Source organism: Micromonospora sp. NPDC049101, from assembly GCF_040648675.1.
In the GTDB taxonomy this organism is placed as follows: domain Bacteria; phylum Actinomycetota; class Actinomycetes; order Mycobacteriales; family Micromonosporaceae; genus Micromonospora.
Window position 1 is genome coordinate 218,211 of the sequence record NZ_JBEZED010000008.1, and the last position, 26,394, is coordinate 244,604.

21 protein-coding genes and 1 pseudogene are annotated in these 26,394 nt (G+C 71.9%); 15 read left to right on the forward strand and 7 right to left on the reverse strand.

The genetic code is table 11. From position 1 onward, the window contains the following. Positions 1–15 precede the first annotated feature (15 nt). Positions 16–1,173 carry a low temperature requirement protein A gene (locus tag AB0B57_RS13910; protein ID WP_357068840.1) on the reverse strand — a complete coding sequence of 386 codons (1,158 nt, stop codon included), beginning with the start codon at positions 1,171–1,173 and terminating at the stop codon, positions 16–18. 197 nt (positions 1,174–1,370) lie between these two features. Between AB0B57_RS13910 and AB0B57_RS13915 the strand changes: the two genes are divergently transcribed. Beyond that, positions 1,371–1,835, forward strand: a complete 465-nt coding sequence (locus AB0B57_RS13915; protein ID WP_357068842.1) for a hypothetical protein — start codon at positions 1,371–1,373, stop codon at positions 1,833–1,835. A 62-nt stretch (positions 1,836–1,897) separates the two neighbouring features. Here AB0B57_RS13915 and AB0B57_RS13920 read toward each other — a convergent pair whose 3' ends face one another. Next, positions 1,898–4,249, reverse strand: a complete 2,352-nt coding sequence (locus AB0B57_RS13920) for a glycosyl hydrolase family 65 protein (RefSeq protein WP_357068967.1) — start codon at positions 4,247–4,249, stop codon at positions 1,898–1,900. Between the two features lie 218 nt (positions 4,250–4,467). Here AB0B57_RS13920 and AB0B57_RS13925 point away from each other — a divergent pair, with 218 nt between their 5' ends. Next, positions 4,468–5,097 carry a phosphatase PAP2 family protein gene (locus AB0B57_RS13925; RefSeq protein ID WP_357068844.1) on the forward strand — a complete coding sequence of 210 codons (630 nt, stop codon included), beginning with the start codon at positions 4,468–4,470 and terminating at the stop codon, positions 5,095–5,097. Positions 5,098–5,105: 8 nt separating this feature from the next. Here AB0B57_RS13925 and AB0B57_RS13930 read toward each other — a convergent pair whose 3' ends face one another. Continuing rightward, positions 5,106–5,864 carry an A24 family peptidase gene (locus AB0B57_RS13930; RefSeq protein ID WP_357068846.1) on the reverse strand — a complete coding sequence of 253 codons (759 nt, stop codon included), beginning with the start codon at positions 5,862–5,864 and terminating at the stop codon, positions 5,106–5,108. Between the two features lie 590 nt (positions 5,865–6,454). On the opposite strand from AB0B57_RS13930, the gene AB0B57_RS13935 reads away from it, so the two are divergent. The 12 genes and pseudogenes from AB0B57_RS13935 to AB0B57_RS13990 all read left to right on the forward strand — a co-directional run. Beyond that, positions 6,455–7,021, forward strand: a complete 567-nt coding sequence (locus tag AB0B57_RS13935; protein ID WP_357068848.1) for a hypothetical protein — start codon at positions 6,455–6,457, stop codon at positions 7,019–7,021. Beyond that, positions 7,015–7,983, forward strand: a complete 969-nt coding sequence (locus tag AB0B57_RS13940) for a hypothetical protein (RefSeq protein ID WP_357068850.1) — start codon at positions 7,015–7,017, stop codon at positions 7,981–7,983. The genes AB0B57_RS13935 and AB0B57_RS13940 overlap by 7 nt, the downstream gene beginning before the upstream one ends. Continuing rightward, positions 7,980–8,639 carry an SAF domain-containing protein gene (locus AB0B57_RS13945; protein ID WP_357068852.1) on the forward strand — a complete coding sequence of 220 codons (660 nt, stop codon included), beginning with the start codon at positions 7,980–7,982 and terminating at the stop codon, positions 8,637–8,639. Before AB0B57_RS13940 ends, AB0B57_RS13945 begins: the two co-directional genes overlap by 4 nt. A 2-nt stretch (positions 8,640–8,641) precedes the next feature. Then, entirely contained in the window at positions 8,642–9,442 is an 801-nt protein-coding gene (locus AB0B57_RS13950; RefSeq protein ID WP_357068854.1) for a ParA family protein, read from the forward strand. After that, positions 9,432–10,973, forward strand: coding sequence for an ATPase, T2SS/T4P/T4SS family (locus AB0B57_RS13955; RefSeq protein ID WP_357068856.1), 1,542 nt, complete (start codon positions 9,432–9,434; stop codon positions 10,971–10,973). The genes AB0B57_RS13950 and AB0B57_RS13955 overlap by 11 nt, the downstream gene beginning before the upstream one ends. 4 nt (positions 10,974–10,977) lie before the next feature. Then, positions 10,978–11,880, forward strand: coding sequence for a type II secretion system F family protein (locus tag AB0B57_RS13960; RefSeq protein ID WP_357068858.1), 903 nt, complete (start codon positions 10,978–10,980; stop codon positions 11,878–11,880). 5 nt (positions 11,881–11,885) lie between these two features. Further along, positions 11,886–12,755 (forward strand): type II secretion system F family protein, encoded by an 870-nt coding sequence (locus tag AB0B57_RS13965; protein WP_357068970.1) that lies wholly within the window; start codon positions 11,886–11,888, stop codon positions 12,753–12,755. A 27-nt stretch (positions 12,756–12,782) separates the two neighbouring features. Continuing rightward, complete coding sequence (locus AB0B57_RS13970) at positions 12,783–13,019, forward strand: hypothetical protein (protein ID WP_357068860.1); 237 nt, start codon at positions 12,783–12,785, stop codon at positions 13,017–13,019. Positions 13,020–13,024: 5 nt separating this feature from the next. Beyond that, positions 13,025–13,471, forward strand: a complete 447-nt coding sequence (locus AB0B57_RS13975; RefSeq protein WP_357068862.1) for a TadE family protein — start codon at positions 13,025–13,027, stop codon at positions 13,469–13,471. Further along, positions 13,468–13,935: a TadE/TadG family type IV pilus assembly protein gene (locus AB0B57_RS13980; protein WP_357068864.1), complete on the forward strand. Its 468-nt coding sequence runs from the start codon at positions 13,468–13,470 to the stop codon at positions 13,933–13,935. Before AB0B57_RS13975 ends, AB0B57_RS13980 begins: the two co-directional genes overlap by 4 nt. Continuing rightward, positions 13,932–14,375 (forward strand): pilus assembly protein TadG-related protein, encoded by a 444-nt coding sequence (locus AB0B57_RS13985; protein WP_357068866.1) that lies wholly within the window; start codon positions 13,932–13,934, stop codon positions 14,373–14,375. The genes AB0B57_RS13980 and AB0B57_RS13985 overlap by 4 nt, the downstream gene beginning before the upstream one ends. Positions 14,376–14,389: 14 nt before the next feature. Continuing rightward, positions 14,390–15,409: pseudogene (locus AB0B57_RS13990) on the forward strand (LysM domain-containing protein); the annotation flags it as partial. Positions 15,410–15,877: 468 nt separating this feature from the next. On the opposite strand, the gene AB0B57_RS13995 reads toward AB0B57_RS13990, so the two are convergent. Then, positions 15,878–16,732, reverse strand: a complete 855-nt coding sequence (locus AB0B57_RS13995) for a Rieske 2Fe-2S domain-containing protein (RefSeq protein WP_357068868.1) — start codon at positions 16,730–16,732, stop codon at positions 15,878–15,880. Positions 16,733–16,915: 183 nt separating this feature from the next. Between AB0B57_RS13995 and AB0B57_RS14000 the strand changes: the two genes are divergently transcribed. Next, positions 16,916–17,716 (forward strand): crotonase/enoyl-CoA hydratase family protein, encoded by an 801-nt coding sequence (locus tag AB0B57_RS14000; RefSeq protein ID WP_357068870.1) that lies wholly within the window; start codon positions 16,916–16,918, stop codon positions 17,714–17,716. A gap of 1 nt (position 17,717) precedes the next feature. Here AB0B57_RS14000 and AB0B57_RS14005 read toward each other — a convergent pair whose 3' ends face one another. The 3 genes from AB0B57_RS14005 to AB0B57_RS14015 form a co-directional block, all read right to left on the reverse strand. After that, positions 17,718–21,434: a discoidin domain-containing protein gene (locus AB0B57_RS14005; RefSeq protein WP_357068872.1), complete on the reverse strand. Its 3,717-nt coding sequence runs from the start codon at positions 21,432–21,434 to the stop codon at positions 17,718–17,720. A gap of 174 nt (positions 21,435–21,608) precedes the next feature. Further along, a complete protein-coding gene (locus tag AB0B57_RS14010) occupies positions 21,609–24,509 on the reverse strand; it encodes a discoidin domain-containing protein (protein WP_357068874.1) in 2,901 nt (966 codons plus the stop codon). A gap of 162 nt (positions 24,510–24,671) precedes the next feature. Then, a complete protein-coding gene (locus AB0B57_RS14015; RefSeq protein ID WP_357068876.1) occupies positions 24,672–26,255 on the reverse strand; it encodes a glycoside hydrolase family 13 protein in 1,584 nt (527 codons plus the stop codon). Positions 26,256–26,394 lie beyond the last annotated feature (139 nt).

The window sequence follows — 26,394 nt, forward strand, 5'->3', positions numbered from 1 at the left end:
AGTCAGGCTTTTCGCCTACGCGCCAGCGCGGCGGCGGTAGGACATGATGCCGGCGTGGTCCAGGACCGTCACCACGACCACCACCCCGGTGGCGACCGCGCTGACCGCCAGCAGCGGCATCCGCACGAACGCCGCCGCGCCGCCCAGTACGAACAGGGCGCCCACCCGAGGCCAGGACAGCCGCCGGTGGATCGCCAGCGAGAGGAGGATCCGCCCGAGGAGGAACAGCGTCGGCCCGCCCAGGATGACCATGACAGCCTTCATGTCGCCGGTCTCCGTGGGGTGGGCGATGCTCAGTTCCGCCCCGACGGCCGTGACCACGATGCCGGCGATCATCACCAGGTGCAGGTACCCGGCGAAGACGCCGAGCCGGGACGGGGCGTGCTCGATGGCCGAGCCGAGGTGCTGACCGGCGGGCGTCACGTAGAGCAGACCGATCAGCATGGCGGTGGCGAAGACCAGCAGGAATGCGGTGGTTTCCGGGAGGTGAAGGCGGTTGCCGGCGTACGCCAGGCCGGAGACCAGGACAAGTTCACCAAGCGCGATGATCATGATCTGTTGGTACCGCTCGGCGAAATGCTCGCCCGCGAGGTGCAACTCCTCCGGTCGGGCGCGACCCATCCCCGGCGTGGGCCAGCCGAGCCGTGGGCCGGACAGGTCGATCGCGAGGGCGAACGCCCAGAGCGCCACCCGCCACTCCGGCAGAAACACGCCGGCCAACCACGGCACTGCGGTGACGCTGTACCAGCAGAGGATCCGCAGCGCCCGACGCTGGCGCGGATGCCCGCGCAGCGTCGAGACGGTGATCATGCCCCGGATGAGGTGGACCGCGACGTACGCGCCAGCGAACAGCCCGGCGCGTCCGTGCAGGGCCTGCGGAATCGCCACCCCGGCCAGCAGGCTGCCGAGAGTCGCGAGGACCAGCACCGTTCGGATGGTCGGAGTGTCCGGGTCGTACCAGTCGGCGGTCCAGGTGGTGGTCAACCAGATCCACCAGACCCCGGCCAACAGCAGGGCGGTACGCAGCGCGCCGACCACTGTGAGGTCGTGCAGCAGATGCTCCGCGAGCTGACTGAGGGCGAGCACGAACGCCAGGTCGAAGAAGAGCTCCAGGAACGAGGCGCTCAGCGGGGCGTCACTGCCCCGCAGCAGCCGTTCGGGCCTGCTCGCCATCGGCGCTCCTCCCGCTGGCACGCACGCCCTGCGTCCGTCGTACCACCCGACGCCGACCAGCGGAGGCGAAACCGGGTCAGCCGGCGAACGCCCACCCCGCGACGACGACCCACCGCCCCCTCCTGTCGTTGATCCGGCTGCGCCCATGGTCGTCGCTGACCACGGTGGGGGCACCCACTCAACGAGGAGGGACGCCGATGACCGCTCAGCGGGAGACCGTGCAGGTCGACCACGACCTGTTCCGCGCCGTGTACGACTCGCCCGCATCGCTGCCCGGTCGGCACCGCTGGACCACCCCGGAGTCGGACGTCCGCCGGCTGGAGAAACTGCTCGGCATACCGGCTCGCAGCATCGGCGCCCCGCTCTGGGTCAGCGGCGACGAACCCGACTGCCCGAAATGTGGCCGCCGGGTCACCTGGTACGACATCGTCTCGTCGGCGCTCTCCGGCCTGCACGACAAGACCATGATCGCCACCGTCATCCTGGGCGAGCGGAAGTACGTCAACACCGAGATCCCGGCCGCCATCGCCGGTGTGCGTTGCGCCGACTGCCACACTGCGATCGACGGTCTCCGCAGCTTCAAGTGCCACAACTGGGCGTACGCCTTCGAGGCGCTGGAGGCCGTCCGCGAACGCATGGCCGGCGGCCCCGGGCCAACCTGAGCCGGCCGCGCGGTGGCCGCGGACCTGTGCCGGCCGCGCGGACCAGAGACCGACTGCGCGGCTCAGTCGGCCGAGCGGCGGGTGGGGCGACGACCGGGTGGGGAGGGCGGCTCCGGCCCGGGGTCGGGCACCGGCGGCATCGGCCGGGTGACCGGCTCGGCCCCGGTGACTCGCAGCGACTCACCGTGGTGCCACAGCTCGACCTCGGCGTCCGGGCCGGCACCGGGCAACTCGTAGCGGGCCTCGGTCGGGGTCAACGTGACTCGCAGCCGGTGGCCGCGCCAGCGCAGGTTGAACGCCAGCCGGTCGATCCGTCGTGGCAGCCGAGGGTCGAAGGAGAGCACACCCCGGTCGTCGCGCAGGCCGCCGAAGCCCCGCACCAGCGCCAGCCACGCACCGGCCAGCGAGGCCAGGTGCAGCCCGTCGGCGGTCTTGTCGCCCAGGTCCGCCAGGTCCTGCAGGACCGACTCGGCGAACAGGTCGTACGCCAGGTCCAGGTGCCCGACCTCGGCGGCCAGCACCGCCTGCGGGGCGGCCGACAGCGACGAGTCGCGGACGGTACGGGCCTCGTAGTAGGCCAGGTTGCGGGCCTTCTCGGCGGCGGTGAACTCGCCGGGGCAGAGCTGCATGGCGAGCACCAGGTCGGCCTGCTTGACCACCTGCTTGCGATACAGCTCCAGGTAGGGGAAGTGCAGCAGCAGCGGATAGTCGTCGTCGCCCGTGTTGGCGAAGTCCCACTCGGGCTGCCCGGTGAACCCGGCGGCCTGCTGGTGCACGCCGCGCGTGCGGTCGTACGGGACGAAGACCGCATCGGCGGCGGCCCGCCAGCCGGCGATCTCGTCGCGGTCCACGCCGAGCCGGTCGGCCAGGTCGGGGTGCCGCTCGGCGGCGTCCGCCGCGCCCCGCAGGTTGCGCCGGGCCATGAGGTTGGTGAAGACGTTGTCGTCGACAAGCGCGGCGTACTCGTCCGGGCCGGTCACGCCGTGCAGGTGGAAGTGGCCCTCGTCCGACCAGTGCCCGAAGCCGTGCCAGAGGCGCGCCGTCTCCACCAGCAACTCCAGCCCCGACTCGGCGAGGAACCGCTCGTCGTCGGTGGCGGCCAGATAGCGCAGCACCGCGTCGGCGATGTCGGCGTTGACGTGCAGTGCGGCGGTGCCGGCCGGCCAGTAGCCGGAGCACTCCCGGCCGCCGATGGTGCGCCACGGGAACGTCGCACCGGTCAGCCGCAGCTCCGTGGCCCGCTCACGGGCCTCGGGCAGGTGGCTGTGCCGCCACCGTAGCGCCGACCGGGCCACCGCCGGTGCCAGGTAGGTGAGCACCGGCAGGACGTAGGTCTCGGTGTCCCAGAGGACGTGCCCGTCGTAGCCGTTGCCGGTCAGGCCCTTCGCCGGGATGGTCCGGTCGGAGTCCGGGCGGCCGGACTGGATCAGGTGGAACATCGCGAACCGGACCGCCTGTTGTAGCTCCGGGTCGCCGTCGAGCTGCACGTCGGCGACCTGCCAGGCCGCGTCCAGGGCGGCGCGCTGGTCGGCGAGCAGCGCGTCGAAGCCGTCGGCGCGGGCGGCGTCCGCCTCGGCGGTGACCAGGGCGGCCAACTCGTCGGCGGGTGTCGCGTCGACAGCCGCCCATTCGTACGCGGCGAACTTCGTCAACCGCAGCCACTCCCCCGGGTGCAGGCGGCCCGCCACGGTCAGCCGAACCCGGTCCGGGGTGTCGTCGCCGGTGGTGGTGAGCGTGCCCGGCCCGTCCACCAGGTGACTGACCGCGACCGCGACGCGCTGACCGCTGCGTTCGGTGCGGTGCACCAGCACTCCGTCGCGCCCGGCGGCACGGTGGGCCTCGGCGGTCAGCGGGTTGTCGGGCACCGAGGCCGCGCGGGGATCGTCCGAGCGTTCCGGCACCGTCTCGTTGGCCAGCAGATCCGAGCAGACCCGCACCTCGACGGGGGCGTCTAGCGGCTCGACCTGGTACCGGACGGCGGCGACCGGGCGGCGCGGCAGGGACACCAACCGGGTGCTGCGGATGCGCACCGCCCGCCCGGCCGGCGAGATCCACTCGGTCTCCCGGCGCAGCACGCCGGAGCGCAGGTCGAGCACCTGCTCGTGGTGGCGCAGCGTCCCGGTCCGGATGTCCAGCGGCTCGTCGTCGACCCAGAGCCGGATCAGCGCGGCGTTCGGCGCGCTGATGACGGTGTCGCTGGCCGGTGGAAACGCGTACCCCTCCTCGGGGTAGCTCAGCTCGCGCCGCTCGTGCAGGCCGTTGACGTAACTGCCCGGCATTCCGCACGGCACGCCCTCGTCGAGGACGCCACGCCAACCGACCCACCCGTTGCCCACCGCGAAGATCGACTCGGTCTCGTCGAGCCGGTCCAGGTCGGCCTTCGTCCGTCGAATCCGCCAGGCCTGGTCGTCCACCGTCTCGCTGGCGGGCGGCGGTTGGTCGGTGGCCGAACTGGTCTGCACAAAGCCTCCTGTGAATGCCGACGTCCTCGACCAGCCAAGCAGAGCAGGCTGAACGAATCCTGGACGAAGGTCAGGAAGCCCGACCGACCTTCGTCGGCTGTGATGCCCGCTGCCGTGTTCCTAGGGTGCCTCGAAGGTGAACAGGGTATGAACGTGAGGTGAGGTGAGGCATGGCCGACAACGGCAACATGGACGTCCCAGAGATCAGTGTCGAGTGGTACCGCGACGTCGTCGACGCCGCCGCCAGCAGCCCGGAGCCGGTGCAGTGGTTCGTCGGGCACGCCACCGAGGGGGTGATCCTGCTGCTCGGCGCGCTGCTGCTGATGGCCGCGCTGACCCGCCGGTCCGGCGGTCCGCACGACCGGGCGCTCGCCCTGATCGCGCCGCTGCCGGCCATTCTGGCGTACGTCGGCAGCGAATGGTTCAAGACCGTGGTGGACGAGGATCGCCCCTGTCGGACGGTCGGCCGGGCGATCATCGCGGGCACCTGCCCACCCCCGGGCGACTGGTCGTTTCCCAGCAACCACGCGACAGTGGCCGGCGCGTTGGCGGTGACCACGCTGCTGCTCTCCCGCCGACTCGGTCTGGTCGCGTTGCCCCTGGCCGCGCTGGGCGCCTTCTCCCGGGTCTTCGTGGGCGTGCACTACCCGCACGACGTGATCGCCGGTGTGCTGTTCGGTGCGCTGGTCGCCGTGGTGGCAACCCCGCTGCTGGCCCGCCCGGCCGCCGAGGTGCTACGCCGTCGATCCGACCGCGCCGACCGCCCGACGCCGAAACTGCCGAGCCGCACCCGCCGGTGACCCGGCGGTCAGCCGGGCAGCAGGAGCGCGCCCACCGTGCCGAGGAGGAGGAACGGGCCGAACGGCAGGTGCGTGCTCCAGCGGGCCCGACGGGTGGCCAACAGGCCGAGGCTCACCACGGCGGACAGCCCGAAGGCGAGCAGCAGCCCGAGCAGCAGCACCGGCCAGCCGTACCAGCCGAGCAGCGCCCCCACACCGAGCGCCAGCTTGGCGTCACCCAGCCCGAAGCCGCGGTTGCCCAGCAGCACCGTGGTGGTGGCGAAGAACAGCGCCAGCCCCGCGCCGCCGACGGCAGCCCGTAGCCAGGGCCCCGGCTCGCCGGCCAGGGCGGCGGCGACGCCGAGCAGCAGCCACGTCCCGGCTGCCGCTGGCAGGGTGAGCCGGTCCGGCAGCCGGTGCGCGGCCAGGTCGACGAAGACCGCCGGGATCGTCCAGCCGAGCCACCAGGCCAGCGCCGGCAGCGCCCCGCCCGCTGGGCCGACAACTGCCAGCAGCAGCAGCGCGGTGAGCCCGGCCAGCTCGACCGTGCCCGGCGGAGGGCCGACCCGTGCGCGGCAGCGACCGCACCGGGCCGCCGGGCCCAGCGCGGGCCAGGGCCGGGTCAGGCGGACCGGCGCGCCGCAGGCGTCGCAGCCGGTCCGGTTCGGCAGGCCCGACGGTACGGCGTAGCGCAGCGCGGCCATCCGCATCAGTGGGCTGACCGTGAGGAACGCGAGCACGGTCGGGACCCGGACGTGCGCCACGACCGGGCGGCCGGTCAGCGCCATGTCACCGTCGGGGCGCTCCGACGTCCCTCCGCGACGGCAAACACGGATAGTGACTGAGCAATCGCTGCGGTGTGGCGGATGGCGCAGAAAGCGACCTCTCCGACCGGCCACCGGAGGGTGCCTCCGGCGGGATCGGGACCGGGCACCCCGCTGGACGAGACAGCTCGTCGATAGGTCGACAACCCCACCCGGATGCCGGGATGAGACCGCGATGTCCTACTCCCAGCACCGCCGACGAGACGTCGTTGCCCCCGAGCGGCCCACCGGCGCCCGGCCGTGGATGATCTCCCGCCGGGCCGTTGCGCCGGACGCGGTACGGACACCCGCCACCACCACCTGTCACCACGGAGCGTATTCGCTTTGATTGCCTCTGTTGCATCGGCGAGCGTCAGCTTATGCTCGCCCCTTGGGTGTGATGCAAGCCTCACCTCCACAATCCGACGACACGGGACCATGCATTTGTAGAAGATCCGTAACGGTGAATGCAGAGGCGCAATGATCGGCTCCGGATGTGCTGATCCGGGCGCGCTTCCGCATGCCCTGCGGCGGTGATCCGTCACCGCGCCGGGCGACCACGAGGAGGCTCGACGGTGCGCGGACGGCAGCTCAGACGAGCGGCAATCTGCCTGCTGGCGGTCGTGGCGGTGGTGCCGGTCACCGCCTGCGCCGGCGGGCCGGAGGCCGTCGAAGGGCCGGCGGCAGCCCAGGACGACGGGCAACGGACAGATCCGGACGTCGAACGGCGCGCTGCCGAAAAGGCGGCGCTTGACGCGTACTCCGGTTATCTGGCGGCCTCGCGGGCGGCGAGTGGGCGCAGTGATCCGCACGCGCCGGAACTGTCCCGATTTCTCGCTGATCCACTTCTGACCCGGGTGCGGTTGTCCATTCGTGATGCTAAGGAGCACGGTGCTGTGCGAACCGGGACGCTGAAGTCCGACCCGACCGTGGCCGCCGCCAGCCTGGATGCGAACCCGGCCACCGTCGAGATCCAGGACTGCCTGGACATGACCGACTACCGGTTGGTCTACGCCAAGAACAAGCGCGTGGTGCCGGGCAGCGGCGGCGGTAGGCACCTCTCCACCGCCACGGCGACCCGATATCCCGACGGCCGATGGCTGATCAACGCGGGCGCGCTGCACCGGGACCAGCCATGCTGACCTGGGCGGGAAGGGGCGCTCCGGCGCGTACTCCCGGGGTCGCGACAGCTCGGCGGGCCCTCGCCGGGATCGGGCTCGCGCTCCTCCTGGTGGTCGGCACGACAGTGCCGGCCGCCGCCGCTCGGCGTGCCGGCCCGGGGGCGAGCTGCCCGCCCGACCAGCCCGACTGCAGCGTCTGGGACGACGAACCCGGCAATCCGGGCGGTCCCGGTGGCGGCGGGGACAACGGTGGCGGGGACGACGACGGTGGCGGCGGTGGCGGCGTCGGCTGCCGGTGGAACGGGCGGACGGTGCCCTGCTACGACGAGTTCAAGGGCTGGTTCGACAGCGGCGACGGCTGCTACTACAAGCTGGCCGAGCCGCAGGACGAGGCGCCCGAGGGCCAGCACTGGTACGTGCAGACCTGCAACGGCGGCGCGGACGTGGGCAACATAACAGTGGTGCTGCGCGAGCCGCCGCCCGGTTTCGGCGCGCCGCCCGACCCGGAGGAGCTGGCCCGCCGCGCCCTGGCGAAGATCACGCTGAAGCCGGCGCCGCTGGCGGTCGCACCCCGCAAGAAGAACGGCCCCGGCCTGGTCGGCCTGCCGGTGTGGATGTGGTCCGACGACAAGGACCCCGGCTACTTCGGCCCGATCTCCGCCGACGAGACCGACCGGGAGGTCACAGTCAAGATCACCGCGGAGGTTAGCGAGATCGTCTGGGACATGGGCAACGGCGAGCGGGTGTCCTGCCCCGGTGCCGGCACCCCGTACGTCGCGACGGACGACGAGCTTGCCGGCCGCACCTCCCCGACCTGCGGCTACCACAAGGGCTACCAGCAGGCCGGCACCTACGACGTCACCGCCACCACCCACTGGAAGGTGACCTGGAACGGCGGTGGGGAGAGCGGAGAAATCCTGGTGACCCGGAACAGCGGCGTCGTACAGATCCAGATCAACGAACTCCAGGTGGTGACCCGATGAGTCTCGCGACGCACAACGGGACCGGGTCGGTGGACGCACCGGTCAGCCCGCCCAGGGTGGTCCGACAGCGTCGGGTCCGCCCGGGGTTGCTCGGTCTCGCCGTACTCTTGATCGCCCTGGGTGGGCTGGGCGCGGCGTTCGCGGTCACCTCGGTCCGGGCCACCGGCAGCTATCTCGCGGTCGCCCGGCCGGTGGAGGTGGGTCGGGAGATCAGCGCCACCGACCTGGTCACCGTGCAGGTCGCCGGCGGGCAGGGGCTGCGCCCGGTGCCCGCCGGCCGGCTCGACGAGGTGGTCGGCAAACGGGCCGCCGTGAAGCTGGTCCCGGGCACCCTGCTCACCCTGGGGCAGGTCACCGACGATCCGTTGCTCGGCCCCGACCAGCAGCAGATCGCGCTGGGCCTGAAAACCGCCCAGGTGCCGGCTCGGCAACTGCACCCCGGGGACAAGGTCCTGCTGATCAGCACCCCGGACCGCAGCGCCAACGGGGACCCGACCGCCGCCGGCACCCGGTTCCCGGCCATCGTGATCGACATGGTCAGCCCGGCCAACACCGACAAGGTGCTGTACCTGGCGCTCTCCACCCGGGACGTGCCCGCGGTGGTGGCCCTCACCGCGCAGGCGCGCATCGCCGTCGTGCTGACCGAGGCGGCCTGAGCATGGCGATCATCGCGCTGGTGTCGGCGAAGGGTTCGCCCGGCGTCACGACGTCCGCGCTGGCCTGCACGCTGGCCTGGCACCGACGGCTGGTGCTCGCCGAGTGCGACCCGGCCGGCGGGTCGATCCTCGCCGGCTATCTCGGCGGCCAGTTGGACGGCCCCCGCGGCATCGGCGAACTGGCCGTCGGGGAGCTGCGCGACGGCAACCTGGAGACCGCGTTCTGGTCGCAACTTGTCGACCTGGACGCACCCCGGCGGGAACGACTGCTGCTGCCCGGGATCGTCGACCCGGCCCAGGGTGGCAGCGTCACCCCGCTCTGGCAGCGGTTCGCCGACTACTTCAACACCCTCGACCGCGGCATCCCCGGCTACGACGTGCTTGTCGACTGCGGCCGGCTGCACGTGGCCGCACCACCGTGGCCCGTGCTGCGGGCAGCCTCGGTGGTGCTGCTGGTGAGCCGGGCGCAACTGCCGGACCTCTCCGGCACCCGGGCGGTGATCACCGCGATCGAACGGGACTTCGCCGAGCACCGGGTGCCAGCCGGCACCCTGCGGCTGCTGTTGGTCGGCGGCGGGCACGGGCGAGCCGAGATCAGTCGGGCCCTGAAACTGCCGGTGATCGCACGGCTGCCACACGATCCGCGTACCGCCGGGGTGCTCGCCCTGGGCGGGACCGTGCGGACCGGACGGCCGCTGATGCGCGCCGCCGCCGCGTTGGAGGTGCCGATCGGCGCGCTCCTGGAGCGGCGGCAGGCCCGGCTGGCCTGGCCCGTGCAGCAGGGGGTCCCGGATGCGGTTTGAGCCGGTCTCCGCGGATCCTCGCCAACAGCCGCCGGGCGCGACCTCCACCGAGCCGCCGCTGGCCGCGCCGAACGGCCGGCACCACCAGTCCGTGCCGATGCCGCAGCCGACACCGACCGCCACGCCACCGCCGGCGTCCACGCCCCGACCCCGGATGGACTTCCAGGTGGTCCGGGAGCTACGCCGGGAACTCACCGAACGGCTCACCCTGTGGCAGCGCGGCCGGGAGTTCACCGTCGACGAGGAGGACACCGAGCGGGCCCGGCTGGCCGTCATGGTGGTCGCCGCGTACGCGGACTTCGTCCGCCGGGCCGGCACCCCGATGGCCGCCGGCGAGGAGCGTCTGCTGCTCGACCAGGTGACCGCCGAGCTGGTGGGGCTGGGTCGGCTGCAGACGCTGCTTGTCGACGACACCATCGAGGAGGTGCACATCCTCGGCTGCGACCAGGTACGCATCGCCCGGCACGGCGGCGGGGTGGACTGGGCCGAACCGATCGCCGACAGCGACGCCGAGCTGGTGGAGATCCTCCAGGCGGCGGCCCGCCGGGCGGGTGCGACCGAGCGGTCCCTGTCCACCGTGAAGCCCACCCTCGACCTGCAACTGCCCGACGGCAGTCGACTGGCGGCGGTGTTCCTGGTCAGCCACCGCCCGTACGCGGTCATCCGCAAGCACAACACCCTGGACGTGAGCCTCGACGACATCGCGGGCGCCCGGGGTGACCTGGACGAGATGATCGACCCGCTGCTGCGCGACTTCCTCCGCGCGGCGATGCGCGCCGGGTTGAACATCATGGTCGCCGGGCTGGCCGGTGCCGGCAAGACCACGATCATCCGGGCGTTGATGAACGAGATCCCGCCGGACGAGCCGTACGTGCTGTTGGAGGAGAGCCGGGAGTTGCTGCCGGCCCGCCGCCGGGAGCGGCACCGGGCGGTGATGAGCTTCGAGGCCCGGGAGGGGCACGGCGAGCGCGGCTTCGACGGGCGTCCGGCCGGTGAGGTGACGATCGCCGACCTGATCCCGCTGTCGCTGCGGATGGGCGTGTTGCGGATCATCGTGGGTGAGGTGCGGTCCCGGGAGATCGTGCCGATGCTCCAGGCGATGACCACCAGCCGGGGTTCGATGTGCACGATCCACGCTCGCACGGCTGCCGGGGTGGGCGAACGAATCGTCGAGCTGGCGCTGGCGCACGGCCGTGAGATGACAGTCGACCAGGCCCGTCGGATGGCCGGCAACGCCCTCGACCTGATCGTCTACGTCACCGTCGAGGACGAGACCGCCATCGGCGGGCGTAAACACCGGTTCGTCTCGCACGTGGAGGAGGTGATCGGGCCCGGTGAAGCCGGACGGATCACCACCACCACGGTCTTCGGGCCCGGCCCGGATGGCCGGGCGGTCCCCCGGCACCTGCCCGAGCGGGTCCGCGACCAGTTGCTGCGGGTGGGTTACGACGCGCGGCTGCTGACCCGCTGGGTCGAGGCCGGTGCCGGTGCCTGGCGGCGGCCCCGGCAGACCCGACTGGCCCGGCGGTGACCTGATGGTGGGCAGCCTTGAGGTGATCGCGGTGGTCTCCGGGGCCGCCTGCGTGGCCGGTCTGCTGCTGGCGGTGGTCGCACTTGTCGGCACCCGCCGACCCCCTGGGCCTCGTCCGGGAGGCGGGCAGGGGCTGGGTCGACTGTGGCGCGGGCCGGGCGCCGCCCCGGCCGAGCAGCGGGCCTACCAGGCGCTGTTGGTCGCCGCGCTGGGCGCTGGCGCGTTGGCGTTCCTGCTGACCGGGCTGCCGGTGGTGGGCCTGCTGGTGGCGGTGGCCGTGCCCGGCACCCCGTGGCTGTTCGGGGTGGGCAAGTCCGAGCAGCGGGCGATCGCCCGAATCGAGGCGGTGGGTGAGTGGACCCGCCGACTCAAGGACGTCTCCGGCACCGGGCAGGGTCTCCAACAGTCGATCATCGGCACGATCGGCAGCGTGCCACCCGGCATCGAGGACGAGGTGCGACTACTCGCCGCTCGTCTCCAGGCCGGCTGGTTGGCCCGGTCCGCGCTGCTGGCGTTCGCCGACGAGATCGCCGACCCGGTTGGCGACCAGGTGGTGGCGGCGCTGATCCTGCACCTCTCGGACCGGGGCGAACGGCTGGGTGACGTGCTCGGCTCGATCGCCGGCGCGGCGTCCGCAGAGGTGGCCACCCGTCGGGAGATCGAGGCCAAGCGGACCCAACCCCGGTTCGCGGTCCGCTTCCTCACCGGGATGACCCTGGCCACCCTGGCGTACGGGCTGCTCAACGCCGAGTACATCAAGCCGTACGGCACGCCGGTGGGTCAGGTGGTGATGGCCGCCCTCGGCGCGGCCTTCATCGGCCTGCTCGCCTGGGTGCGGTCGATGAGCCAGCCGCGGCGGCCGTCCCGGTTCCTGCCGGCGCCCGACCCGGCCGAGGTGATCGCATGAACATGATCGTGAACTGGCCGTTGGTTGTCGCCGTCTGTGGTGGTGCCGGCGTCGGGTTGGGCGTGTTCCTGGTGGTCCGGGAGTTGGTGCCGGCGACCCCGGCGCTCGGGCCGGCGCTGCGCCGGCTGCACCAGCCGCCGGGCACCGGTCGCGCCACCACCTCCGCCTCCCGGCGACTGGATTCGCTGACCGGGTTGTCCCGTTGGTTGCGCCCGCCGCACCGGGCGCTCGCCCTGATCGGCCAGACCCCCGAGCAGTACGCGCTGTCGGTGCTGCTCTCCGCCCTGATCGGGCTGGCCACGCCGACCCTGCTCGGGGTGGCGCTGCTGGTGCTCGGCATGTCGTTCCCGCTCGTCGTACCGGTGCTCGGCAGCCTCGGCCTGGCACTGATCGGCGGGCTGCTGGCACACCGGGCCGTGCTGACCAAGGCCGAGGCCGCCCGGGAGGAGTTCCGGGCGGCCGTCTGCACCTACCTCGACCTGGTGGCGTTGCAGCTCTCCGCCGCGCACGGGCCGGTGCAGTCGCTGGAGCGCGCCGCGGCGGTCTGCGACGGCTGGGTGTTCGACCGGCTCCAGGAGTCGCTGCGGATCGCCCAGATGCAGATGCACGCGCCGTGGGACGAGCTGCGCGACCTCGCCGACAAGATCGGCATTCCGGAGCTGGGCGACGTCGGCGCGATCATGCGCTCCTCCGGCAGCGAGGGGGCACAGGTGCACGAGACCCTGCGCAGCCGGGCCGACTCGTTACGCGACCAGATCCGCACCGACAACCTCGCCCGCGCCGAGGGGGTGACAAGTCGACTCGACATTCCGGGCGCACTGCTCGTCTTCGTGCTGCTCGGCTTCGTGCTCTATCCGTTCATCGCCCGTGTCTGAAAGCCCTCCCCCTGAAGGAGTAACGCCATGTCCATCCTCAGCTACCTGCACGTCGTGGTGACGACGCGGCTGGCCGAGCTGCGCCGCGACAGTGAACGCGGTGACAGCCCGGTGCCCACCGCGGTGATCATCGCCGGTCTGGTCGCCGTCGCCATCGCCGTCACCGCCCTGGCCCTGACCAAGGCAAACAACTGGATGGACAACATCCCGGACCACCCGGGCACAGGCCCCGGCGCCGGCACCGGCGAAGGCGCGGGCGGGTAACCGGGATGCACCGAGCCGCGGTCCCCAGGTGGCACCGGGTGGTCAGCGCCACCCGGCGCCGCCTCGCGGGCGGCGACCGGGAGCGGGGCGCGAATCCGGTGGAGCTGGCCGTGCTGATGCCGCTGATCATGGTGCTGCTCTTCGCCTCGGTCCAGGTCGCGGCCGTCTTCCTCGCCCGCTCGACCGCGTTGCACGCCGCGCAGAGCGGCGTCAACGCGCAACGGCCCTACCAGGCGCCCGAGGGTGCCGGCGTGGACAGCGCGACCCGCTTCCTCCAGGCCGCCGGCGGCTGGCTGGTGGGCTGGGACAGCGCCGACCCGACCTGCGTGATCATCGACGAGGTCGAGGTCACCTGCACGGTGAGCGGCCGGTCCCTGTCGGTGGTGCCGGGCGTGGACTTCGCGGTGCGGCAGAGCGCCCACGGGACGGTGGAGAGGGTGACCGAGCCGTGAAACACACCGCCGAGCGGGGCTCGGTCTCCATCGAGGTGGCGGTGCTCGCGCCCGCGTTCATCGCGCTGATGGTGCTGGCCGGCGTCGTCGGGCGTACCGCGGTGGCGGCGGAGACGATCGACGCCGCGGCACACGACGCCGCCCGCGCCGCGTCGATCTCCCGGGACTCGACCACGGCCCGGACAGCGGCGCTGAAGGCCGTCCAGGACCAACTGGACTGGCACGGGTTGGCCTGTGCCAACGACCCGAACCCGAAACTCACCGGCTCGGTGGCTGGCCAACCCACCAGCTTCGACGACGCCTTCAGCAGCACGGTCGGTGCGGACGCCACGGTGACGGTGACGGTGACCTGCCTGGTGTCGCTCCAGGACATCGCCCTCGATGTCCTGCCCGGAATGCCGAGCGAGAAGCAGGTGAGCGCGACGTTCACCTCGCCACTGGACCGTTACCGGGGGCGGGAATGACCGCGGACGCCCGCCGCCTCTCGGGCGACCACGGCCGGGTGAGCATCTTCCTGGCGGTGGCGATGATCGGCGTACTGGCCATCGTGGGTCTCTCCTTCGACGGCGCCGGCCAGCTACGCACCCTGCAACGTGCCGAGAACCTGGCCGCCGAGGCCGCCCGCGCCGGTGGTCAGGCCATCGATCGGGCGACCGCGATCGATGGCGGGGTGCCGCGGATCGACCAGACCGAGGCGATCGCGGCGGTCGCCAACTACCTGGCCGCCGCCACCGGCACCAGCGGCCACACCGTGAGCTTCCCCGAGGTCGCCGGGCAAACCCTGATCCGGGTCACCGTCACGATCACCTACAACCGCTCGATGGTCGGGCCGTTCATCCAGGACAAGACGGTCACCGTCACCGGCGAGGCGACCGCGCGGGCCATCACCGCAGCAGCACCGTAGGAAGGAAGGCAGCCATGCCCGTATCGGGTGGGTCCGTCGTACGACGGACCGGACGGATCCTCACCGGCGTCGGCGCGCTGGCCGTGCTGTGCGCGCTGCTGGTTGGCGCGCCGATCGCGCTGCTGGCCTTCGCTGGCAATCCCCTGCCTGACCACCTTCCCAGCATCGCCGAGATCGGTACCACGCTGACCAGCCGGGACGACGGCCAGCTCTTCCTGCGGGCACTGGCGGTGGCCGGCTGGTTCGGCTGGGCCACGTTCGCCTTCTCCGTCCTCGTCGAGTTGGGGGCGCAGAGCCTGCGCCGCCCGGCACCGAGGCTGCCCGGGATGAGTCGCCAGCAGAAGGCCGCCGCCGCCCTTGTCGGCTCGGTCGCGCTGATCCTCGCCGCCAGCCCGGCCGCCGCCAGCGCCGCGGCGGTCTACGGCGCCCCGGCGTACGCGAGCACGAACGCACCGGCCACCGCCACCCTGGCCGCACCGACCCGCGCGGGTACGACGCCGGACACGGCAGCCCCGCTGGCGCCGGGCGGGCTGGCGGGCAGGGCCGCCGCCCCCGGTGGCTCGACGGCCAACGACGAGCCCGCCCCGGTGTACCGGGTGGCGCGGGGCGACTACCTCGGCGAGGTGGCCGAGCGTTACCTGGACGAGTTCGGCGACTACCGACAGCTCGCCAAGCTCAACAAGATCGACGACCCGGACCGGATCCGCCCCGGCCAGTTGCTTCGACTGCCCACGGAGGCCGCCGACCAGGGTGCCCGGCAGCACGCCACCGGTCGGCTCGTCGACCGGCCCGCGGCGCCGAAACCACCCGCGCCCCGGCCGGCGCCCGAACGGGCCGCACCGCGGCAGCCGGCCCCGGTGCCCCCCAGCGATACGGAGGCGGGCCAACCACCGGCGATGACCGTCGGCGCGGCCCGAGCCGGCACCGAGGACCGGGTGAACCGTCCGCTGGCCGTCTCGGCCGTCCTCGCCGTGGCGAGCATCGTCGGCGCTCAGATCGGCGCCGTGTTGGGGCTGCGCCGCCGCCCGGCCACCGCCGGAGCGGCTCTCGCTTCCTCCCGTACGCCCCGGGGCGGTGCGGGCCGGAGCACCGGCCGGGCCGGCGGGAGCACGAGCCGGGGCGCCGAGCGCGCGGGCCGAACCAGCGGCGGCCGGCGAACCGGTTCCGGGTCGGCGGGCAGTGGTGCCGCGTGGGCCGCCAGCTGGACGGTCGCGGCCGTCGAAGCGCCAGCAACCCGCAACGACGGCACGGCACCGAACGGTGGTGGCACGGCATCTCGCGACGGCGGTACCGCACCGAACGGCAGTGGAATGGCACCGCCCGGCGGCGGAACGGCGCCCGCCGGTGCGTCGGGCTGGGGTGCCGACGACGGTTGGGCTGGCGGCAGCGCCGAAGGCGGATTCTTCGACGGCGGGCACGACGGGGACTCCGTACCGGACGGGCCGTCGGTCGGCCGACACCGACGCGGCTGATCCGTTCGCCGGGGCTCGGCGCGTACCGCCTCAGGGCAGTCGGGTCTGGAGCACACCGTTCTGGATCCGGGTGGGCAGGATCTGCTGGTCGTTGCCGGAGGGCCCCTGCATGACCTCGCCGCCGTTGAGCCGGAACGCGCTGCCGTGCCACGGGCAGACCACGCAGGCGTGGCCGTCGATCTCCTGCACCTCGCCCTCGCCGAGCGGCCCGCTCTGGTGCGGGCACCGCTCCAACATCACGGTCACCTCGTCACCGTGCCGGTAGAGGATCACCGAGATGTCGTCGTCCACCTCTCGGGTGATCAGGGTGCGCTGCGGCAACGTGGCCATGTCGGCAAGCGAGTGCCAGCCGTCGGTCATCCGGTGCAACTCGGAGACGCTCTGGTTGACCTGCGCCCCCTGCTTGTACGCGAGGTGACCCCCGATGTACGCGCCGAGGCTCACGGTGGAGAGCCCGAGGAAGCCGAGTGCGCGGCCGACGCCGTGCCGACCGGACAGCCGCGCGGCCAGTGAGCCGGCGTAGAGCGTCATGCCGACGGTGTTGGCGGCGGCGTGCACGAGGCCGACCCGGCGCTGGTCCCGGGCGAGTGCCGCCCAGTCGTTCAGCCCGGCGACCGCCGCCGGCAGCGCGCTGACGGTGCCCAGGCCGACCAGCACGGTGGCGGGTCGACGTTGGCCGGCCATCAGGTCCAGCACGGCGGCACTGATCCACGCGCCGACCGGCACCTGCACCATCGCCGGGTGTAGTGGATGCCCGAGGGTCACCCCGTGCAGCAGGTCGCGCAGCCGCCGCGGACGCAGTGTCCCCAGGACGGCCTTCTGCAACCGGTCACCCGCGCGGTCCAGCCGGGAGTCCTGCTCAACTTTCGTCAAAAGTGCTCGCACGAGTACCGACTTCCCGGCGATCGCGGTCGCAAACCGGTAGGCGGGAACAAACCTGCCGCGCCACCCACACCGCCGATCTTGCACTTTGTGTCGCGACAAGATAGGGCACACCTCGCGAATCGGCGACCGGAGTGCAAGATCGGCGGGATTGTGGGGGTGGGGCGGGGCGGGCATGCTGGCGGGATGGGTGTGCGGGTCGAGCGGGTCGGGGCAGTCAGCACGGTGGTGCTCGACCGGGCGGACGTTCGCAACGCCGTCGACGGGCCTACGGCTCGGGCGCTCGCCGACGCGTTTCGGGCCTTTGACGCCGACCCGGACGCCGCGGTGGCCGTGCTCTGGGGGGCTGGGGGCACGTTCTGCGCCGGCGCCGACCTCAAGGCCCTCGGCACGCCGAGCGGCAACCGGGTCGAGCCGGAGGGGGACGGCCCGATGGGCCCGACCCGGATGACGCTCAGCAAACCGGTGATCGCGGCGATCTCCGGGTACGCGGTGGCGGGTGGCCTTGAGTTGGCACTCTGGTGCGACCTGCGGGTCGCCGAGTCCGACGCGACGCTCGGGGTGTTCTGCCGCCGCTGGGGAGTGCCACTGATCGACGGTGGCACCGTGCGGCTGCCTCGACTGATCGGCGAGAGCCGGGCGATGGATCTGATCCTCACCGGCCGGCCGGTGACGGCGGACGAGGCGTACTCGATGGGGTTGGTCAATCGGGTGGTGCCGCCCGGCCAGGCGCGGGCCGCGGCCGAGGAGCTGGCGGCGGCGATCGCCCGGCACCCGCAGACCTGCCTGCGCAACGACCGGGCGGCGGTCCTGGCGGGCGGCGGGCTGCCCGAGCCGGAGGCGCTGGCGACCGAGCTGGCGTACGGGATGGCTTCGCTCGCCACGGACGCGGCCGCCGGCGCGGCCCGGTTCGTGGCGGGCGAGGGCCAACACGGCGCGACGCCGCCGGGAGGAGTGCACCCCCCGGCGGCATCGGCTACCGGCTAGCTCAGTTGCGGTTGATGGTGAAGGTTGTCGTGGGGTTCTGGATGTCCACCGCGTTGTTGCTCAGCCGCAGGTTGTTGAAGGTGACCGACCCGACGGCCGGCCCCTGCCCGGCCTCCGGCATCGGGTTGGCCCAGATGGCGAAGCCGGACTTCGCGTCGTAGGCGTCACCGCTCTTACGGGCCCCGCTGATCGAGATGTTCGTGAAGACCGTGTCGGTGATCGGGTTCTGCGGCTGCCCGCCGACGTAGTTGGTCTGGAACATGATGCCGCTGTAGGTCGGATCGACGATGTCGACGTCGCTGACCCGGATGCCCTGGAACACCTTCGAGGCGGAGAAGACCCAGATCGCCGGGAAGGTCTGCGAGCCCCAGAAGTGCCCACCGGCCCGCACGATCGAGATGTTCTCGAACCGGGTCGGCGGGCTGGCACCGAAGCCGTTCATCGGGTAGCCGAAGTCGAGCGAGCTGATGGTGATGCCGGAGTAGACCAACGTGTCCGCGATGTAGATGTTGCGGAACGTGTTGCCGTAGCCGCCGTAGACGGCCACACCGGCGGCCCGCCAGGTGAGGATCGAGGTCAGGTTCTCGTAGACGTTGTCCCTCATGTCGGCGCCGCCCGCGTCGATCGCCGAGAACAGCGCGAAGCTGTCGTCGCCGGTGGCCCGGGCGTCGTTGTTGCTGACCAGGTTGTTGGTGCTCCCGTTGGTCATGTTGATGCCGTCGGCGAACATGTTGCGGATCCGGGAGTTCTTGATCGTCATGTAGTCGGTGTTCGCGCCCCAGTAGAGGCACACCATGTGCTCGTTCCAGATGTTGTCGATCACGATGTTCGACACGTTGGAGAAGTCGAACACCTTGCCCGGACCGTCGATCCGCGAGGTGTAGTTGCCGAAGTAGGCGAAGTTCTTGAAGGACGAGTTCGCCGCCGAGTTCTCGGCCCGGAAGCCGATGTCGGTGTTGTCCTGGCCCGACGGGGCGTTGAACCGGGTGTACCAGGGGCCGGCGCCGGTCACCTGCACCGCCTTGCCGTACACCTGGAACTTCGACGAGGTGGAGTAGTTGCCCGCCGGCAGGTACACCCCGATCAGGGTGCCGGTGGTGTCCATCCGCACCCGGTCCAGGGCGTTCTGCACGTCCTGGTGGGTGAAGCCGGTCGGCGTGGTGTAGCGCGTCGGGTCCGGGTTGGCGATCGGCGACACCTGCTCGGTGTTGATGAAGTCGATCGCGTAGTGGGTGGTGTTGGCCGAGTCCTTCTGGAGGCGGATCTTGCTGCCGGCCGGGACCGTCGAGTTGAGCATGACGTTGGCTTCGTCGTAGATGTGCCGCGGCCCGCCCGCGCTCGGCGAGTTGCCCGGGCTGGTCTCGTTGCCGTAGAGCCAGGCGTACCGGGACGTCAGGTCGATGGCCTTGTGGAACGTGCCGTTGACGTAGACGTTCAGCGTCGAGTTGATCCCACCGCCGCCCGGGGCGTCCGGGATGGAGAACCGGGTGACCAGTGTGTTGGTGCTGGCCCGGGTGGTGAACTCGACGTAGCTGCCGGTCGAGTTGAGGGTCACCGCACGCCGGCCGGACGCCTCGCCGGCCAGGTCGCCGACCTCCCGGTTCGGCCCGACGACGCTGGCGCCGCCGCCGACCGCGCCGTCCTCGGCCTCGTACATGTCGTACGGCATGTTCGCGCCGCGACCGACGAAGAGCGGACGGTCGCTGGTGTTGTTGGTCTGCTTGACCGGCAGCTCGTTGCCGTCGGCCGCGAGCACCACGCGGACGGTGTACTTGCCGTTCGCGGCGGTCCAGGTGCCCAGGTTGACCGGGCCGACCGTGGCGCCGGCGTTGATCACCCCGGAGTACGAGCCGGTCAGCGTACGGACCACCGTGCCGGACTCGTTGAGCACGGTCAGCGTGATGCCGTGCGAGCCGGACGCGGACGCCACGGTGCCGGCGTTGCGCACCGACACCGAGAAGGTGACAGTGTTGCCGGCCGACGGGTTGCCCGGCGACCAGGCCACCGACGAGGCGACCAGGTCCGACGTGGCGACCGCGCTGACCACCAGCGGGCTGGGGTTGGAGTAGCTGTTGTTGGTGTCGTCGGACTCGACGACGGTGTTCGACTCGTCGACCTTCGCGCTGAGCGGGTAGCTGCCCGCGTCACGGGTGCCGATGCTGGCGCTGACCGTGGTCGAGGCGCCCGCCGCGAGGCCACCGACCGACGCGGTGCCGACCCGGGTGGAGCCCAGGTAGAAGTTGACGTTCGTCGCGCCGGACGCCGTCGAGCCCGCGTTGCGGACTGTCGCGGAGACCGTGATGGTGCTGGTCTCCACCGGTGCCGACGGGCTGTACGACATGCCCGTCACGGTCAGGTCCGGGTTCGGCGCGGGGGTGCCGAAGACCTGGAACTCGGCCACCTGCCCGGCCGGTGCACCGGTGTTCGAGGCGATCGAGAGCCGGACGTCGGCCGCCGCGCCGGAGACCGGGATGGTCACCGTGTTGCCGCTGCCCGGGTTGAAGGTGTAGTTCGTCGCACCGACCAGGGTGGTGAAGCTCGACGAGCCCTGGTCCCGCCCGAGCACCGTGATGTTCTGCGTACGCGCACCCCAGGCCGAGTCCGGGTTGAGCTTCACGACGACCTGGCTGAGGCTGGCGTTCGCACCGAGCTGCACGGTCAGCGTGCTCGGGGTGCCGTTGCCCTCCCAGTAGGTGGCCACGTTGTTGTCGTTGGCGTTGGTGGCCACGAACGTGTGCACGTAACCGGAGGCGGTGATCGGCTTGCCGACCGCCAGGTTGCTCCCGGTCGGCGGGTTGCCGGTGCCGGTCCGGGTCACCGTGTTGCTGTTCGCCGACTGGTTGCCGGCCGCGTCCCTGGCCCGCACGTAGTACGAGACAGTGGCGCTGTCCGACTGGCTGTCGGTGTAGGTGAGCGTCGAGCCGTTGACGCTGCCGCGCAGCCCACCGTTGGCGTAGACGTCGTACCCGGTCACCCCCACGTTGTCGGAGGACGCCGACCAGGTCAGCCGGATCTGCCCGCTGGCCGGCTGGGTGTAGGCCAGGTTGCCGGGTGCGCTTGGCGCCTGGGAGTCGGTGCCGCCGCTGGCGCCGTAGACCTCGACCTCGGAGAGCTGCGCGGCCGGCCAGCCGGTGTTGCCGGTGACCTGCACCCGGACGTAGCGGGTGCTGGCGGCGGTGAAGCTGACGGTCGCGGTGTTGCCGCTGCTCGGGTTGAAGGTGTAGCCGGCGGACGCCTTCAGGGTGCTGAAGGACGAGCCGTTGGTGGAGCCCAGCACCGACAGCGTCTGGGTGCGGGTCTGCCAGTCCGCCGCGGGCGGCAGCTTGAGCACCACCCGGTCGACGCTGACCGTGGCGCCCAGGTCCGCCTGGATCCACTGCGGGAACGCGTTGTTGGCGCTCTCCCAGTAGGTCGACGCGTTGCCGTCGTTGGCGTTGCTCGCCACGTAGTTCTGGTTGTAGCTGCTGGCGCTCATGGTGGCGGAGAGCCCGGCGAGCAGGGCCGCGCGGGCGGACCCGGCCGGGGCCGGTGCCGGCTTCGCCGCCGGGGCCGCGGTCGCGGGGGTGAGGGCGGGGACGGCGGCGAGGAGCAGTCCGGCGACCGCGCCAGCGAGCAGCCTGGCCGGCAGTCGGCCGGCCCGGTCGGCTCGGTCCGGTCGGGGGACGGGACCGGGCGAGCCGGTACGCGGGGTGCCTCGGGTGGGGCCGTTTCTCGACATGGGTGGCTACACCTCTTTCGGGGGTGGTGTGGGTGCGTTGCCCGGTGACGGGTGCAGGGGTACGCCCGTCGTGCCGCGACAGGTGGGGGACGGTGCGGTGTGGGACGGGTGCGGCGGGTCCGGCGCCGCGCTCTCGACCGGCGGCCCCGCCCGAGCCGGGCGGGGGGCGTCGGCCTAGCTGGAATAGACCTCGAACTCGCTGAGCTGACCGGCTGGCCAGCCGGTGTTGCCAGTGACGGTCAGCCGCAGGTATCGCTGGCTGGTCGCCGTGAAGGTCACGGTGACGGTGTTGCCGCTGGCCGGGTTGAAGGTGTAGCCAGCGGACGCCTTCAGCGTGCTGAAGGACGACCCGGTGGTGGAGCCGAGCACCGCCAGCGTCTGCGTACGCGTCTGCCAGGCCGACGACGGTGGGAGTTTCAGGACGACCCGGGACACCGTCCGGTTGGCGCCCAGGTCCACCGTCAGTGACTGCGGGAAGGCGTTGTTGGCGCTCTCCCAGTAGGTGTTCGCGTTGCCGTCCACCGCGTTGGGGGCGGCGTACACGTCGGAGTGGCTGGTCTCGGTGATCGAGCGCCCGGCGGCCAGGTTGCCGCTGGGCGGCGGGGTGGTCGGTGGCGCCGTGGTCGGTGGCGCCGTAGTGGGTGGCGCCGTGGTCGGCGGCGGCGTGGTCTGCGTGCCTCCGTACACCTCGACCTCGGACAGTTGGGCCGCCGGCCAGCCGGTGTTGCCGGTGACTGTCACCCGGAGGTAGCGGCGGTCACCGGACGGCAGGCCGATCGACACGGTGTTGCCCGAGCCGGGGCTGAAGACCCGACCGGCGGACGATGCCAGGGTGGCGTACGACGAGCCGTCGGTGGAGCCGAGCACCGACAGCGTCTCGGTGCGTTGCTCCCAACCGCTGGGCAGCTTGAGCACCACCCGGTCGACCGACCGGGCCGAACCCAGGTCGATGGTGACCGACTGGGGGAAGGCGTTGTTGGCGCTCTCCCAGTAGCTGGCCGCGTTGCCGTCCACCACGTTGGCCGCCGGGTAGCTCTGGTTGGTGCTGGTCGCGGTCGCCGACCGGTTCAGCGCCAGGTTCCCCCCGCTGGTGGGCGGCGGCGTGGTCGGTGCCGCGGTGGTCGGGGCCGGCGTGGTGGGTGCCGGACTGGTCGGCGGCGGCGTGCTGGGTCCGCCACCCCACCGCGGGTCCGGCCACGGCCCGCAGTACGGGGTCGAGGTGTACCAGCCGGAGTTGCCGGAACCCTGGGTGATCTGGAAGCCACCGCCCACGCAGTTGTGCATCGGGTTGCTCTGCGCGATGTTGGTGGCCCGCACGTTGGTGAAGGACACCTGGCTGGGTGCCTGCACCTGGAGCGCGTACGTGCCGGCGCCGTCGATCCGCACGTTCGTGAGGTTGATGCCGCTGGTCTGGCCCTCGATCCAGTGCAGCGCCGCGTACGAGCTGTCCAGGATGTCGGTGTCGGTGATGTTGATGGTGGCCTGCTGGAACGACTCGTTGAGGGCGGAGAACCAGATCGCCCCGACGCCGAAGTTCCAGTTGTAGTCCGAGTTGCCGTTGCGGATCAGCGTGTTCCGGGCGATCGTCCAGGTGCCCCGGACCGCGGTGTCGCCCTGCACACCCGGGTAGCGGTTGGCCACGTGGATGCCGCCGCCGTTGGTCAGCGAGTCGGCCGTCACGTTGTCGGAGATCGTGATGTCCCGACCGCCGTAGCTGACCAGGTGGTTCGCCAGCAGGGTCACGCCGATGGTGTTGTGCGTGAACGAGTTCTTGACGTTCGGCACGCTCTGCGCCCACATCGCCAGGGCGTCGTCGCCGGTGTTGCGGACGAACGTGTTCGTCACCGTCGAGTTGGTGACGCCGGTGTGGAAGTTCACCCCGTCCGCGGTCTGGTCCAGGATCCGGCTGTTGCGGATGGTGAAGTTGTCCATCGGGCCGTCCATCCACGCCCCGACCTTGGTGTTCTCCAGCCACAGATTGTCGACCACCGAGTTGGTCATCGCCCCGCCCAGGGCGTTGACCTGGTCGTCGTCGATCCGCTCGCGGATGTCGCCGATGATGGCGAAGTCCCGCAGCGTGACGTTGCGGCTCGGCCCGTTCGCCTCGTGCGCGCGGACCGGGCCGGTGTAGCCGCCACCGGGGACGTACTTGCCGTAGATGCCGACCGACCGGTTCCGGTCGGTGGGGTGCCGGCCGCCGAGCACCGAATACCAGGGGCCCGCGCCGCGCAGGGTCACCCCGTCGACCACCACGTGGTCCCAGAGGGTGAAGGTGCCGGTCGGGATCCAGACGGCCCGGCCCTGGGCCTTGCCGGCGTCGACCGCCGCCTGGAACCTGGCTGTCGAGTCGGTCGCGCCGCTCGGGTCGGCGCCGAAGTCGGTGACCACGTCGAGCACACCGGACGGCTTGGTGATCGCCGGTGCGACCAGCTCGAAGTCGGCCAGGTCGATGGTGAACGTGGGCGACTGGGCGGTGGAGGAGACCTGGAACCGAATCTTCGTGCCGGCCGGCTGGGTGCTGCCGAACATCGCCCGGGTCTCGTCGTAGAAGTGGTGCGGGTTGGTGTCACCCGGGTTGTTGTTGAACGGGTACCCGCCGTAGTACCAGCCGTACCGTGAGGTCACCGGGACCGACTTCAGCAGCGACCCGTTGGCCCGCAGGTCGATGGCGGCGTCCCGGCCGGTCCCGGACGGGCTGTCCGGCAGGCTGTAGCGGAAGGTGACCGCGTTGGCCGGCGCGGTGAGGGTGAACTCGACGTACTCGCCGACGGCGTCGAGGGTGACCGCCTCCCGGCCGGACGCCTCGGACGGCAGCGTGCCGTAGCGCCGGTCCGGGCCGATCTTCGAGCCGTTGTGGGCGGCCTCCTCCGCCTCCTGCTCGACGAACGGGACGGTGGCGCCCCGGCCGGAAATGTCGAAGGGTGACAACCCGGCCGCCGCGGCCGGAGTCGCCGTGCCGGTGATCGCGAGGGCGGTCAACGAGGTGGCGGCGAGCAGGGTGGCGGCGATGGCGGCCAACCCTGCCCGGGTCGGGTGTCGAAGGTGGTGCGGGGTGCCGGTGGTGTGGTTGGCCATGAGCTGCGCTCTCCCTTTCGTCAGGCAGGCCAGATCCCCCCGTGTCGGTGCGGTGTGACGCGTTCCCCCGGTCCTCCTTTCCGTGGGTGAGGTGGTGCCGGCGGCCGGGACGAGCCGCCGGCACCACCGCGAGCAGAGTCAGGTCAGGCGGGGTCCGTCCGCCTACTCGGTGGTACGCAGCCAGACCGCGGTGTCCGACGGCAGCAACCCGTCGTCGAGCGGCCCGCTGGCCAGCAGCAACTCCCCCTCGGCCGGCATCGGCACCGGAGTGTCGGAGAGGTTGACCAGGCAGGCGAAGCCACCGCCGCGGCTGAACGCGAGCACCCCGTCCGGGGCGGGCAGCCAGGTCAGCTCACCGTCACCGAGCGCCGGGTCGGCCCGCCGGACCTGGATCGCCGCCCGGTACAACTCCAACATCGAGGCGGAGTCACCGGTCTGCGCGCTGGCGGTCCGGTCCTTCCAGTCGGCCGGCTGGGGCAGCCAGGGCGCCGCGGCACCGGCGGGACTGAACTCGAACGGTGGCTCGTCACCAGCCCACGGCAGGGGTACGCGGCAGCCGTCCCGGCCCGGGTCGATCCGACCGGACCGTTCCCACATCGGGTCCTGGCGCAACGCGTACGGAATGTCCTCGACCTCGTAGAGGCCCAACTCCTCGCCCTGGTAGACGTAGGCGGCGCCGGGCAGCGACAGCGAGAGCAGCGCGGCGGCGCGGGCCCGGCGGGTGCCCAACTCCAGGTCGGTGGGGGTCCCCTCGCGCTTGGCGGCGAAGCTGAACCGGGTGTCCGCCCGACCATAGCGGGTGACGTGCCGGGTGACGTCGTGGTTGGAGAGCACCCAGGTGGCCGGGGCGCCGACCGGCGCGTGTGCGCTCAGCGTCCCGTCGATGCTCTCGCGCAGCGCCGCGGCGTCCCACGCGCAGCCGAGGAAGTCGAAGTTGAACGCGGCGTGCAGCTCGTCCGGGCGCAGGTAGTTGGCGAACCGCTGCCGGTCCGGCAGCCACACCTCGCCGATCAGGGCCCGGTCGGCGTACTCGTCGGCGACCCGACGCCAGCCCCGATAGATCTCGTGCACCCCGTCGAGGTCGTGGAACGGGTGTGGCTGGTCCGGGTGCACCTCGGGCAGCGTCCCGTCCTTGACCAACAGCCCGGCCGAGTCGATCCGGATGCCGTCCACCCCCCGGTCGAACCAGAACCGCAGGATGTCCTCGAATTCCGCCCGCACCCGCGGGTGGTCCCAGTTGAAGTCCGGCTGCTGCGGGGCGAACAGGTGCAGGTACCAGTCGCCGGGGGTGCCGTCCGGGTTGGTGGTGCGGGTCCAGGTTTCGCCACCGAACTCGCCGATCCAGTCGGTGGGCCGCTGGTCGCCGTTCGGGCCCCGGCCCGGCCGGAACCAGAACAGGTCCCGTTCCGGCGCGCCGGGCCCGCCGGCGAGCGCCGCCTGGAACCAGGGGTGCGCGTCGGAGCAGTGGTTCGGCACCACGTCGACGATGCTCCGGATGCCCAGCGCGTGTGCCTCGGCGATCAGCGCCTCCGCCTCGGCCAGGCTGCCGAAGACCGGGTCGATGTCGCGGTAGTCGGACACGTCGTAGCCGGCGTCGGCCATCGGGGAGGGATACCAGGGGCTGAACCAGATCGCGTCGACGCCGAGCGCGGACAGGTGGTTCAGCCGGGACCGGATGCCGGCGATGTCACCGATGCCGTCGCCGTTGCCGTCGGCGAAGCTCCGGGGATACACCTGGTAGATCACGGCTCCACGCCACCACGGACTTCTGTCAGCTGTGGACACGAGCACCTGCTTTCTGCGTCAGTACGTCGGCGGGTTCGCCGGACCTGGTCATGTGTTCGGGCGAACTGTCGTTGTTCGCCGCGCGGGAGGTTACGTTGCC